This is a genomic window from Salegentibacter lacus, assembly GCF_020164555.1.
GTDB classification, from domain to species: domain Bacteria; phylum Bacteroidota; class Bacteroidia; order Flavobacteriales; family Flavobacteriaceae; genus Salegentibacter; species Salegentibacter lacus.
Window position 1 is genome coordinate 59,489 of record NZ_JAIQZB010000006.1, and the last position, 12,806, is coordinate 72,294.

The 12,806-nt window shown below is 36.8% G+C and carries 10 protein-coding genes; 9 read left to right on the forward strand and 1 reads right to left on the reverse strand.

Translation table 11 applies throughout. The annotated features are described in order from the left end of the window. Positions 1-101 precede the first annotated feature (101 nt). Entirely contained in the window at positions 102-3,290 is a 3,189-nt protein-coding gene (ccsA, locus tag LB465_RS06050; RefSeq protein WP_224468191.1) for a cytochrome c biogenesis protein CcsA, read from the reverse strand. A 123-nt stretch (positions 3,291-3,413) separates the two neighbouring features. Between ccsA and LB465_RS06055 the strand changes: the two genes are divergently transcribed. The 9 genes from LB465_RS06055 to LB465_RS06095 all read left to right on the forward strand — a co-directional run bounded on the left by LB465_RS06055 (position 3,414) and on the right by LB465_RS06095 (position 12,791). Continuing rightward, positions 3,414-4,175, forward strand: coding sequence for a Rossmann-like and DUF2520 domain-containing protein (locus tag LB465_RS06055; RefSeq protein ID WP_224468194.1), 762 nt, complete (start codon positions 3,414-3,416; stop codon positions 4,173-4,175). Beyond that, a complete protein-coding gene (locus LB465_RS06060) occupies positions 4,159-4,671 on the forward strand; it encodes a KdsC family phosphatase (RefSeq protein WP_224468198.1) in 513 nt (170 codons plus the stop codon). The genes LB465_RS06055 and LB465_RS06060 overlap by 17 nt, the downstream gene beginning before the upstream one ends. Further along, positions 4,672-4,998 carry a DMT family transporter gene (locus tag LB465_RS06065; RefSeq protein ID WP_224468201.1) on the forward strand — a complete coding sequence of 109 codons (327 nt, stop codon included), beginning with the start codon at positions 4,672-4,674 and terminating at the stop codon, positions 4,996-4,998. It begins immediately after the preceding gene. Positions 4,999-5,006: 8 nt separating this feature from the next. Further along, a complete protein-coding gene (locus LB465_RS06070; RefSeq protein ID WP_224468203.1) occupies positions 5,007-5,921 on the forward strand; it encodes a geranylgeranylglycerol-phosphate geranylgeranyltransferase in 915 nt (304 codons plus the stop codon). A 72-nt stretch (positions 5,922-5,993) separates the two neighbouring features. Next, positions 5,994-6,584, forward strand: a complete 591-nt coding sequence (locus LB465_RS06075) for a Maf-like protein (RefSeq protein WP_224468206.1) — start codon at positions 5,994-5,996, stop codon at positions 6,582-6,584. A gap of 151 nt (positions 6,585-6,735) precedes the next feature. Beyond that, positions 6,736-7,275, forward strand: a complete 540-nt coding sequence (locus LB465_RS06080; protein ID WP_224468208.1) for a mechanosensitive ion channel domain-containing protein — start codon at positions 6,736-6,738, stop codon at positions 7,273-7,275. A 168-nt stretch (positions 7,276-7,443) separates the two neighbouring features. Next, positions 7,444-9,930, forward strand: coding sequence for a PIG-L family deacetylase (locus LB465_RS06085; RefSeq protein WP_224468211.1), 2,487 nt, complete (start codon positions 7,444-7,446; stop codon positions 9,928-9,930). A 108-nt stretch (positions 9,931-10,038) separates the two neighbouring features. Further along, on the forward strand, positions 10,039-11,745 hold the full coding sequence (locus LB465_RS06090; RefSeq protein ID WP_224468214.1) for a sodium:solute symporter: 1,707 nt from the start codon (positions 10,039-10,041) through the stop codon (positions 11,743-11,745). A 77-nt stretch (positions 11,746-11,822) separates the two neighbouring features. Beyond that, positions 11,823-12,791, forward strand: coding sequence for a Gfo/Idh/MocA family protein (locus tag LB465_RS06095; RefSeq protein WP_224468216.1), 969 nt, complete (start codon positions 11,823-11,825; stop codon positions 12,789-12,791). The last annotated feature ends 15 nt before the right edge of the window (positions 12,792-12,806 follow it).

Here is a 12,806-nt window from a genome sequence, read left to right on the forward strand (position 1 = left end):
CAGTATCTAAGTTGTTAAGCAAACAATTAGAAGCTAAACCAGGTTCAGCTTGACGAAAACGAAATATTTTTAAACAGCCCTTTTTCTTTTAATTCAATAACTTATTTCTCTATTTTCTTCTTGCTTTTCTTCGCATAAAATTTCTGGAATCTCCAGTAAGAAACTGCTCCCAGCACGGCTACTACAGCAATGGCGTAATAAATAAATGTTGGAGTAATTACTTTATCTCCGCTAGCATAAGAATGTAAACCAGCTAAATAGAAGTTTACTCCAAAGTAGGTCATCATAATACTTGCAAAAGAGACTACAGCCATTAAGTTAAAGAACCATCTGCTACGTAATCCAGGAACCAGTCGCATATGTATCACAAAGGCATAAACCATAATACTAATTAAAGCCCAGGTTTCTTTAGGATCCCAGCCCCAGTAGCGTCCCCAGCTTTCATTAGCCCATTGGCCTCCAAGGAAGTTTCCAATAGTTAACATTACCAAACCAACAGTTAAAGCCATTTCAGTAATAATGGTGATCTCTTTAATATTGAGATCCATCTTCTTTTTATTTTTTTCCGTAGTAAAAATCATTAAAAGTAATGCCACAGCTCCCAGGATCATTCCGAGGGTAAATGGACCATAACTTCCAACAATTACAGAAACGTGTATCATTAACCAATACGAATCTAATACTGGCTGTAGGTTTGCGATTGATGGATCCATCCAGTTCCAGTGCGCGATCATTAAAATCATTGAAGTTACAAAAGCAGTAGAGGCAATGGTTAAAGTACTTTTTCTTCCAAAAGCCAACCCAAAGAACATCGTAGCCCAGGCAACATATATCATAGACTCATAGGCATCACTCCACGGCGCGTGGCCAGAAATATACCACCTGGCAATTAAACCTAAAGTATGTAAAACAAAAAGGACTATTATTACTCCGGCACTAATTTTAACCAGCCAGTTAATGATAGTATTTTCTTTAAAAATCTTCACAATTACAATAACCAGCATAAAGAGGCCGGCTACCATGTACATCCAAAACAGGTTCCTGAAAATATCGTATTTGTTATAAGTGATCTCTGCGTTAATTTTATCTTTGGAAGGCAATACTTCTGACCCGAATTTCTTCTGAAATCCTTTTATACTTTCAAGAAACTGGTTGGCTTTCGAGTAATCTCCGGTCTCGGTTGCGTCAGAAAGTGACGTCATATACAACGGAAGGATCTGTTTAGTGTACACCGAATCCATTCCTTTGAAAGCACCTGCTTCGTCCTCTAATTCAGGATAAGAAACCCATTTATTATTTTCTTGCTCCGGAATTGGGAAAATTCTTAGAATCTTACCCTGAAGCGCACGGTATAATAAATTCACCTTTTTATCGGTATTTATAAAATCCTTCTGAAATTTATTGGGAACAGCTGCCTGGTAGGCCTCTTCCAAAAGAGGAGCAAGTTTATAATTCCCCATATCGTCAAAGAAACTACTTAATGTGAGGTATTTTTTCCCTTGTTCTACGCCAAGAAGATTATGCAAACTGTCATTATGTTTCTCAACATATATAATTGGCACATTATACCAAATCATCGGGTTTTGAGTCAAAGAAACTAAAACCTGATCTGAACTTAAACCTTCGTAAGAATCAGATTTACTTAATTTCCGAAGCAATTCTGAAGAATAGGTATTAGCGGGCTTCATTCTTCCGCCGGCATCCTGAATTACCAACCGGCCAAATTTAGCTGCGTGTTCTTCGCTTATGGCGTTGCTTTTAATAATGGAATCTACTTCCCTTTTAGCCGATTCAGCGTGTTCGTGCTCATCGTCCGGCATTTGGGCAAACATAGAACCTGCAGCCATAAAGAAAATAAGTACCGTAGATAACTTTTTCTTTTTTTCTTTTACTTTCTCCAGCATATCCTTAAGGTTTCCAAACCGCGAGCCTTTATCAAATAAAATGAGCATCAAGCCTAAATAGAGCAGAAAGTAACCTATATAAGTGACCCAAGTTCCCCAGAAATCGTGATTTACAGAAAGTACTGTACCGCTTTCATCTGGCATAAAACTAGCCTGGAAAAACCTAAAACCTTTGTGATCTAATACATGGTTCATATAAATTTCATAAGGAAAATTCTCTTTTCCTTCTTCCACAATTTCCACCTTACTTTTAAAAGAGGAATAACTATTTTCAGTCCCGGGATATCTATCGGCAATAAAATCGTTGAGTTTTATGGCAAAAGGCAATTCTATCTCTTTACTTCCATAGTTTAAATAAAATTCAAGTCCGGCAAGTTCTACTTTTTGTGGTTCGCTGGGTATTCCCTGCCCTCCCATTATGGTTACTGTTTCAGATTCTCCTTGAGAAGAAACCTTTACAGTTAGTGCATCGCTTTGTCCATCGGTTTTTTCTGGTGTTCTTATAATATCGTATTTTCCTTTAACTACCGGCTCAGGAATTACAAATTGCATCGTACCTATATTATAAAGAGAACGCAGCATCAGGTTCTGTGTAGAATCTTTAAGCAAATTTCCTTTCTCCTGGTCGGCCATTCGCATATAATCTCCCTCAAATGGAGAGTTTATAGTATATTTCCCACTTTCTTCGTCATAATTAATATTAATCGCACCCTCTGTAGGTTCATTCAGCGCAAATAAAACATTATGAATATTTTGAACTTCTCCTTCCTTTAAATAATGATCGTGACGCCCACCGCCTCCAGCTTCAACGAGTTTAAGATGATTTTCTCCATCTTCAGCAGGTACTAATTCTTCTTTAGCACCATAAATAAAGTTGGTAGCTTCAATAGTAACCGGCTGCCCGTTATAATCGGTATTCAGTACGTAATCATTCTCGGTTTCCGGAGCAAAAAGTACTGGTTCTTCTAAAACCCTTCGGCGAGGTTCGCCATCAATTTCACCGTCTATAAAGGCTGTGAAATAGGTCTTTTCTGAAAGCATGATATTGGTAGTTTCACCTTCAGTAATAGGCATCACCCCTTCGTAACTAATATACCGGGTAATAAACGCACCCACTAAAATTAAAACAAACGATAAATGGATTAAAAGTGAAGACCATTTTTCGCGCTTATGAAGATTGTAACGTTTAATATTTCCGGCGAAATTGATTACAAAAAACACCATAATGGCTTCAAACCACCAGGCGTTATAAATTAACACTCTCGCGGTTTCAATACTATACCAACTTTCTATAAATGTCCCGAACGCCATGGCTATTGAAAAAACCACAAATAAGACTGCCATTATACGTGTAGAAAATATGACAGAGGCTATTTTATCCTGCATGAAGTAACTCTTTTTACGGCTGCAAATTTAAGGAATTTTAACGGTTTCATACCTTAAAAACTGAGACATTCTCCTACACGAATGTTAATTTTATTGCCTGATTATTTTTAATAATTTAGCCGAATGAAAGAAGTGGTAATTTTAGGTGCCGGGAATGTAGCTTTCCACCTTTTCAAGGCGTTTTCTGAAGCGGAAAATACCAGGGTAATCCAGGTATATAATCATCGGGAAGAAAGCTTGAAGTATTTTGAAGAATTCACCGATACCACAATTAATATAAGCGACTTAAAACCTGCCGATTTCTATTTACTCGCTTTAAAAGATGATGTGATTTCTGAAATTGCCGATAATTTAAATGATCTTCCGGGTATTGTTTTACATACTTCGGGTGCGGTAAGTATAAATGCTCTGGAACGGTTGGATAATTTCGGGGTGTTTTATCCGCTGCAAACTTTTTCAAAAAACAAATCGGTAAGTTTTGCTAAAATTCCGGTTTGCATCGAAGCAAATTCAGCTAAAAATCTAGAAAAAATAAAAAATCTGGCTTCAGAAATCACAGAAGATGTTCGCGTGATTAATTCTGAACAACGCAAAGCTTTACACCTGGCTGCGGTTTTTGTGAATAATTTCAGTAATCATCTATATAATATCGGAGCTGAAATTTGTGAAAAACACAAGGTAGATTTCAGCATTTTAAAGCCACTTATAAAGGAAACGGCTTCAAAAATTGAAAGTTTATCACCACAGAATGCACAAACCGGCCCGGCTTTAAGAAATGACCAACAAACAATCGAAGCACATTTAGCACTTTTGTCAACTAATTATAAAGATATTTACAGCCTTTTAACTCAATCTATTCAGGATTTCCATGGAAAAAAATTATAAAGAATACCTAAACCAGATCAACACTTTTGTATTTGATGTCGACGGCGTTTTGACCGATGGTAGTATACAAATTAGCTCCGAAGGCGCTCTCTTACGAACAATGAACATAAAAGATGGGTATGCGCTTAAAGCAGCAAAAAATGCCGGTTATACTGTTTGTATAATTTCCGGCGGAAAAAACGAAGGCGTTCGTAAAAGGCTTAGAGATCTTGGAATTACCGATATTTATCTGGGTATTCACGATAAAGTAGAACAAATGGATGAATTCTTCGATATATATGAAATAAACGCCGAAGACGTTCTCTATATGGGAGACGATATTCCCGATTATTACCCAATGAAACTAGTTGGTTTACCTTGTTGCCCGCAAGACGCTGTTGCCGAAGTAAAAGAGCTATCAAAATATGTTTCGCATAGAAAAGGCGGTAAAGGTTGTGTTCGCGACGTGATTGAGCAGGTAATGAAAGTGCAGGGAAAATGGATTGATAAAGAATAAATGAACTGGATAATACTTATTCTCGCCGGACTTTTTGAAGTAGGATTCGCTTTTTGTTTGGGAAAAATGAAAGTGACTTCCGGTAGCAGTTCTAACCTTTGGTTTGTTGGTTTCTTATTTTCCCTCACTATAAGTATGCTCTTGCTTTACAAAGCCACCCAAACTCTGCCAATAGGTACGGCTTATGCAGTTTGGACGGGAATTGGTGCTGTAGGCACTGTACTCCTGGGAATTTTTGTTTTTAAGGAACCAGCGCATTTCTGGCGTATCTTTTTTTTAAGCACCTTAATTATTTCCATTGTAGGATTAAAATTTGTTTCTGAATAATTATAAATATGATAGCATATCTAAAACTAATAAGGTGGCCCAACCTTATTTTTATAGCGCTCACCTTAATCCTGATTAAATTTTCATTTTTTGAGAAATTTGGCGCTGCTATTATGCTCAGCACTTTTGGCTATGCTTTGCTTATCCTCGCCACGCTTTGTATCGCGGCTTCAGGATATGTGATTAATGATATTTACGATGTGCAGGCCGATAAAATAAACAAACCTGAGAAGCTGATTTTAGGTAATAAAATTTCAGAGAAAAAAGCGAATAATTTATTTATTATCCTGAATATTATCGGAGTGGGAATTGGTTTTTATTTGGCCAATTTACTCGGAAAACCGGGTTTTGTTGCAATTTTTATTTTTTCTTCGGCATTATTGTATTTGTATGCCAGTTACTTAAAGCAAATTCCTGTACTCGGGAATATTTTAATCAGTTTACTTGTAGGCTTTGTGGTGCTCTTACCATCAATTTTCGATCTTTTTCCCGCAATTAATGCTCAAAATAAACAAATTCAGTCTCTCTTATTTTCAATTTTACTCGATTATGCAATTTTCGCCTTTTTGGTAAATTTATTACGGGAAATGGTGAAAGATCAGGAAGATGTAAAAGGAGATTACAATGCCGGAATACAAACGCTACCCATTATTCTTGGTCATAGTCGTACTAACAAGATCATTTTTGGGATTGGTATTTTACCGATAGCTGCAATTGTTTATTATAGTTACAATTACCTGTTTGAGAATAGCTTTCTGGTAATTTACACCTTGATTTTTATTCTTGCTCCACTACTCTATTTCCAGGTTCGAATTTGGGAAGCAAAAAAGAAAAAAGACTATTCGCACTTGAGTTTAATGCTGAAAATTATTTTATTTTTCGGACTTATCTCTATCGGATTTTATCAGTTTCTGCTCACTTAAATTGAAATAGTGAAATTCGATACATTTTATAATTTCAACTAACAGCTCCATAGAAGCTCAAAAAATACAGTTATGCTGAAAGACCTCTTGAAAAACAAAGAAATAATTCTTGCTTCCGGCTCACCCAGACGTCATCAATTCTTTAAAGACCTGGATATCCCTTTTAAAGCCGATGTTAGACCGGTTAAGGAAATTTGCCCGGATTATCTGAAAAAAGAAGAAATAACCGATTTTCTGGCACAATTAAAAGCCGAAGCTTTTCAGAAAGAATTAAAGCAGGATCAAATTTTAATTACCAGCGATACCATTGTTTATAATGAAGAAAAAGCAATGGGCAAACCTGAAACAGCCTTGGAAGCCAAAGAAATGCTGAAATCACTCTCGGGCAAAACCCATAGTGTTTTTACTTCGGTTTGTTTTACTACTCAAAATCATCAGTCAACGGTAAACTGCGAGACCAAGGTAACTTTTAAAGAACTTACTTCCGGAGAGATCGATTATTATGTAGATAACTTTAAACCATTTGACAAGGCCGGAGGTTATGCCATCCAGGAATGGATTGGACTTATTGGAATTACCAATCTGGAAGGCAGTTATTTTAATGTAGTTGGTCTTCCCACTCATTTGGTTTACAACGAGCTTATTGATCTATCATCAATTTAATTTTTAATAATCTGATTTAAAATAATTTAAGTATTAATAACTAAAGCATAACATCAATATAAAACAACAGATAAAAATTTTAAATAAGTCGATATCTTTTATTTGATAATAGCTTTTAAAAATTACCTTTATATAAAAATACTGCACAAAAATGTATGAAATTTTCACCCAATATAGAACTGAAATCACCTATACGGTAGTTACTGTATTTTTATTATTAATTGTTCAGTTTTTGCTAAAAAAAGCGGCGCATCGGGTTGGTAAACGCAGTGAGATAGACTTTACCAGAACACGGCTGATGTTTCAGTATATCAATATCCTTATTTTGTTTATTGCTGTTTTTCTTTTAGCTATTGCCTGGGGAATAGGTGTCACTGAACTTTCCCTAATATTTTCCTCGGTTTTTGCTGTGCTTGGAGTTGCGCTTTTTGCTATTTGGTCTATTCTTAGCAATATTACTTCGGGAGTAATTCTTTTCTTTTCATTTCCATATAAAATTGGCGACAAAATAAAGATCCACGATAAGGATATGCCTATTGAAGCTATTATTGAAGATATAAAAGCTTTTCATTTACACCTCAGGACTTTAGAAGGAGAATTAATTACATATCCTAATAACTTAATTCTACAAAAAGCGGTTTCCCTTATTGCAAAAGATGTTTACTTGGATGAGGATAAAAGTAGCCTTTAAGTGAAATTATCGCACAGCACCCATTGAAGCATTAATAGGAGTATTTTAATTTCGAGATAAGTCCCGGAGCATTTAAATCTCGATTTTCGAGTTAAAGCAATTAATTTTCTATCTTCAGGCGACTAAAGTTTTTATATTTGGTTTTCTTACTTAATCGCCTTGAAATTTATGCGCAAACTATTTAGTTTACTTTTCTGTTTTTTCCTGTTGAATTTACACGCACAGGAACCCGAAAAATTAAATGCTTCTGAAATATTCCAGGAAATAAAAAAATTGAATTTCCTCGGTTCTGTATTATATATTGGTGCCCATCCCGACGATGAGAATACCCGATTGATCTCTTATTTTTCTAACGAAAAAAATGCCAGAACAGCTTACCTCTCACTAACCCGTGGCGATGGTGGCCAAAACCTTATCGGTCCCGAATTAAGAGCGCAACTGGGACTTATTAGAACCCAGGAATTATTAGCCGCAAGGCGTATAGACGGTGGCGAGCAATTTTTTACCCGCGCCAACGATTTTGGTTACTCCAAAACTCCCGAAGAAACACTGGAAATATGGGATAAAGAAAAAGTGCTAAGCGATGTGGTGTGGGTAATTAGAAATTTTAAACCTGATGTAATTATAAATCGGTTTGACCACCGTACTCCCGGCAGCACTCACGGTCATCATACTTCCTCTGCCCTTTTAAGTATGGAAGCATTTGATGCTGCTGCTAATCCCAATAAATTTCCCGATCAATTAGATTTTACCGAAACACATCAAACAAAACGGGCTTATTTTAATACTTCGCCCTGGTTTTATGGTGGTCAAGACGCTTTTGAAGAAGCCAGCAAAGACCGATTTATAAGTTTTGATACCGGAGTGTATTTTCCACTCATCGGACTTTCAAATCCTGAAATTTCCTCTTTAAGCCGAAGTCAGCACCAATCCCAGGGTTTTGGCAGTACTGGTTCCCGCGGTCGGCAAATGGAATATTTAGAACCGATTAAAGGCGATACCATCCGCTCGCAAGATGTTTTTGAAGGCATTGATACTTCCTGGGACAAATTAGAAGGTGGCACTGAAATTGGTAAAATTCTTAATGAGGTTGAAGAAAATTACAGTTTTACAGATCCCGCAGCGAGCCTGCCAAAATTACTGGAAGCTTATAAATTAATACAGGAATTACCCAATGAACATTGGCGCGAATTAAAAACTAAAGAGATTAAAGACATTATTTATGCCAGCGCCGGTTTGTTTTTAGAAGCAGCAGCGGCGCAGGCATCTGCTACTGCACAGGATAGCGTTTCTGTAAACCTGGAGGCCATTAACCGCAGTGATTTCCTGGTAACTTTAAGTTCGGTTGAATTAAGTCCGAATAATTCTAAAATTAAGCCAAATATAAAGCTGGAGAACAACGAGGACTGGCAAAATGAAATCCCTTTAAAAGTTCCAAAAACCACGCCTTACACTACTCCTTATTGGTTAAAAGAAGAATCTAAAAATGGGATGTACATCGTAAAAGATCAGGAATTAATAGGCCTCCCGGAAACACCTACCCTTACCAAGGCAGTTTTTCATCTTGATTTTAATGATGTTTCCCTGAGCTTTGAAAAACCTATCGTATATAAATATAACGATGCGGTTTTTGGAGAAACCTATCAGCCGTTTGAGATTATTCCTGAAGTTTCCCTCACTTTTGAAAACGATGTAATGATCTTTGAAAATGAAGAAACAAAAAAGGTTTCTCTAAAAATTACTTCAGGTAAAGCGAATATTCATGGGGAAATTAGTCTTTCAGCAGGAAAAGCTTGGGAAATCAAACCGGAAAATCACAAATTCCAACTTCAGCAAAAAGGAAGTTCCATAACAGTTTCTTTTGAAGTTACTCCTCCAAAAGATCAAGATGAAACTTATATAATTCCCACAGCAACTCTAAACGGAAAGGAATTTTCAGAAAAACTCGTTAATATAGACTATAAACACATTCCTAAGCAAAACCTGGTAGTTCTTTCAAAATTAAAGGTTGCGCGATTGGAAATCGAGAAAAAAGGAGAATTGATTGGTTATATTGAAGGGGCTGGCGATGTTGTTCCTGAAAGCCTGGAGCAAATAGGTTATCGTGTGAATAAATTAAATGTAGCTTCAATTTCACAGGCTTCGCTCCAAAAATATGATGCAGTGGTACTGGGAATACGTGCATTAAACACTGTGGAAGCTTTAAAATATAAACAACAAGCCCTTTTTGATTATGTAAAAAATGGTGGTAATCTTATTGTACAATACAACACCAATCGCGGCTTGATAACTGAAAATATTTCTCCCTTTCCGCTGGAATTGTCTCGCGAAAGAGTTACCGATGAAACGGCTGAAGTCCGGTTTTTAGCTAAAGATCATCCCATTCTAAATTCTCCTAACAAAATCACCAAAAACGATTTCGAGAATTGGGTGCAGGAACGCGGACTCTATTTCCCGGGTTACTGGAGTGAAGAATTTACGCCAATTCTTTCTATGAACGATAAAAATGAAACTCCCAAGAATGGAAGTTTAATGGTTGCAAAATATGGAGAAGGTTATTTTATTTACACCGGCTTAAGCTTTTTTAGACAATTCCCTGCCGGCGTACCTGGTGCATACAGGCTTTTCGCAAATATGATTTCAATAGGAAAATAATGGAAAAACCCGAAAAATTTACCTGGAAGAAATCGTATACATTCGTTCTATTGGCCAACGCAGCCTACATAGTTCTTTTTTATTTTATAATGACTCAATTCACCTAATATGCAATTAATAGACTGGATTGTTCTCTTTGGCACACTCGCTTTTATAGTAATTTACGGCATTTATAAAACCAGAAAGAAACAAGGTGCCGAAGATTACATTCGCGGTGGCAACGAAACCCGGTGGTGGACAATCGGACTTTCAACAATGGCAACACAGGCCAGTGCTATTACTTTTCTTTCTACCCCGGGCCAGGCTTTTCACGACGGGATGGGTTTTGTACAATTCTATTTTGGGCTGCCCCTGGCAATGGTAGTGGTTTGTATGTTTTTTATTCCTATTTATAAAAGGTTGAATGTTTATACTGCCTACGAATATTTAGAATCCAGGTTTGATAGAAAGACGAGAACTTTAACTGCGGTTCTATTTCTAATTCAGCGCGGTCTTGCAGCGGGATTAACCATTTTTGCACCCGCCATTATCCTTTCGGCAGTTTTGGGCTGGAACCTCTCGGGATTAACGATTCTTATTGGTTCTTTAGTTATCATTTACACGGTTGCCGGTGGAACAAGGGCTGTTAGCGTTACTCACAAACAGCAAATGGCCGTGATCCTTACCGGAATGTTTGCGGCATTCTTTATTATTTTAAGCTATTTACCCGAAAATATCAATTTCACTAATGCTCTCGAAATAGCCGGCGCCAGTGGTAAAATGGATATTCTGGATTTCTCTTTCGATTTTGAAAACCGTTATACTTTTTGGAGCGGAATTATTGGCGGGAGCTTTTTGGCACTTTCTTATTTTGGAACAGACCAAAGTCAGGTGCAGCGTTATTTAAGCGGAAGATCGGTTAACGAAAGTAGAATGGGAATGATTATGAACGGTATGCTAAAAGTGCCGTTACAGTTCTTTATTTTGCTCGTAGGTGTATTGGTTTTTGTATTCTACCAGTTTAACAACGCTCCTTTAAATTTTAATCCGGCTGCGACTGAAACCGTTTTGAATTCCGATTACGGAAATCAGTATCAAGATTTAATGCTGGAGCACGATGAGATACAGCAGGAAAAACAAAACCTGCATTTACAATTTGCCGAAAACAATAACTTTACCCCCGAAAATAATTCAACTTATCGTGAAAACCTGGCCACTTTAAATGCTTCTGAAAATGAAACCAGGCAAAAAGCAAGGAAATTAATAGACGCCTCAGACAAAGACGCCGAGAGCAACGATAAAGATTACGTATTTATTCATTTTATTCTGAATAATCTACCACGAGGATTAATTGGCTTATTATTGGCGGTAATCCTATCGGCAGCAATGTCTTCTACCGCTTCCGAATTAAATGCGTTGTCCTCCACCACTTCCATAGATCTATATAAACGAAGCCGAAAAACTGAAATGTCTGATGAGCATTATGTAAGAGCTTCAAAATGGTTTACGCTACTTTGGGGCGCAATAGCCATTGCATTTGCAAGTTTTGCTAATTTGTTCGATAATCTTATTCAGTTGGTAAATATTATCGGTTCTATTTTCTACGGAAATGTTTTGGGAATATTTTTACTGGCATTCTTTATTAAAATTGTAAACAGTAATTCGGTTTTTGTGGCCGCTATAATTACCCAAATTATAGTTATAATTCTTTTTAAATTTGATGTGATGCCCTATTTATGGCTCAATCTGGTAGGCTGTTTATTAGTGATGGGTATCGCTTTAATCCTGGAATTATTTATCAAAACCCCGGAACACAAAATTAAAAAGAGCTCGTAACCTAACCTGCCCCGTTCCATCCAGGCGTTTGGGCATTTGGTAATAAAAATTAATGTCGAAGATAAATTCTGTATAAGATGAAAAATATAAAATGGGGTATTCTTGGCCTCGGAAAAATAGCCGGAAAATTCGCAACCGGATTAAAAGATGTTGAAGGCGCCGAAATTTACGCCGTAGCCAGTAGATCAAAAACCAAAGCTGAAACTTTTGCAAAAGAGCATAACGCCACTAAATTATTTTCGAGTTACGAAGCGATGCTAAAAGATGAAGAATTAGACGTGGTTTATATCGCTACCCCACATGTTTTTCATCATCAGCAAACCTTACTTTGTCTTGAGCATAAAAAAGCAGTTTTGTGTGAAAAGCCTTTTGCAATGACCAAAGAACAGGTAGAAGAAATGATTGCAAAAGCCAAAAAGGAAAATGTTTTCCTTATGGAAGCCATGTGGACGCAGTTTCTACCGCATTTTAAGTTTGTGATGCAGCAAATTAAATCTGGAAAATACGGTAAGATCAAAAACTTAAAAGCCGATTTTGGATTTCCCGCACCGGTAGATTTGGATAAACGACTTTATAATAAAAACCTGGGTGGCGGCAGCTTACTGGATATAGGCATCTACCCTATTTTTATGGCAATGAGTGCATTGGGAATTCCGGAAAAAATTAAAGCAAAAGCCAGTTTTCATGCCACCGGGATTGATGAGGATTGCGATATGATTTTTGAATATAAAGACGGCGTAGAAGCCGAACTGGGAAGTTCTATTGTAAAGCAAACTCCCACCACTGCGGTTATTCAATTTGAAAAAGCAACAATCACCCTTAATACAAGATTTCACGAACCTTCAAGCCTAACCATACAAACTCGCGAAAACGAAGAAATTAAAGAATTTGATGTGAACTCTAACGGCTATAATTTTGAAGCCGAACATGTTCAAAAAATGCTACATGAAGGCAAAACCGAAAGCACCGAAATGACTTTTGAAAAAAGCCTGCAATTAATTGATTTGCTGGATAAAGTTAGAAATCAAATTGGATTGGAATATTAGCTTATAATAGCAATG

What these genes read in the sequence shown, in the direction of transcription:
- LB465_RS06090 (WP_224468214.1), top strand. Translation starts at nt 10,039, where the DNA reads ATGCAATTAATAGACTGGATTGTTCTCTTTGGCACACTCGCTTTTATA.
- LB465_RS06055 (WP_224468194.1), top strand. Translation starts at nt 3,414, where the DNA reads ATGAAAGAAGTGGTAATTTTAGGTGCCGGGAATGTAGCTTTCCACCTT.
- LB465_RS06065 (WP_224468201.1), top strand. Translation starts at nt 4,672, where the DNA reads ATGAACTGGATAATACTTATTCTCGCCGGACTTTTTGAAGTAGGATTC.
- LB465_RS06085 (WP_224468211.1), top strand. Translation starts at nt 7,444, where the DNA reads ATGCGCAAACTATTTAGTTTACTTTTCTGTTTTTTCCTGTTGAATTTA.
- LB465_RS06070 (WP_224468203.1), top strand. Translation starts at nt 5,007, where the DNA reads ATGATAGCATATCTAAAACTAATAAGGTGGCCCAACCTTATTTTTATA.
- ccsA (WP_224468191.1), bottom strand. Translation starts at nt 3,290, where the DNA reads ATGCAGGATAAAATAGCCTCTGTCATATTTTCTACACGTATAATGGCA.
- LB465_RS06075 (WP_224468206.1), top strand. Translation starts at nt 5,994, where the DNA reads ATGCTGAAAGACCTCTTGAAAAACAAAGAAATAATTCTTGCTTCCGGC.
- LB465_RS06080 (WP_224468208.1), top strand. Translation starts at nt 6,736, where the DNA reads ATGTATGAAATTTTCACCCAATATAGAACTGAAATCACCTATACGGTA.
- LB465_RS06060 (WP_224468198.1), top strand. Translation starts at nt 4,159, where the DNA reads ATGGAAAAAAATTATAAAGAATACCTAAACCAGATCAACACTTTTGTA.
- LB465_RS06095 (WP_224468216.1), top strand. Translation starts at nt 11,823, where the DNA reads ATGAAAAATATAAAATGGGGTATTCTTGGCCTCGGAAAAATAGCCGGA.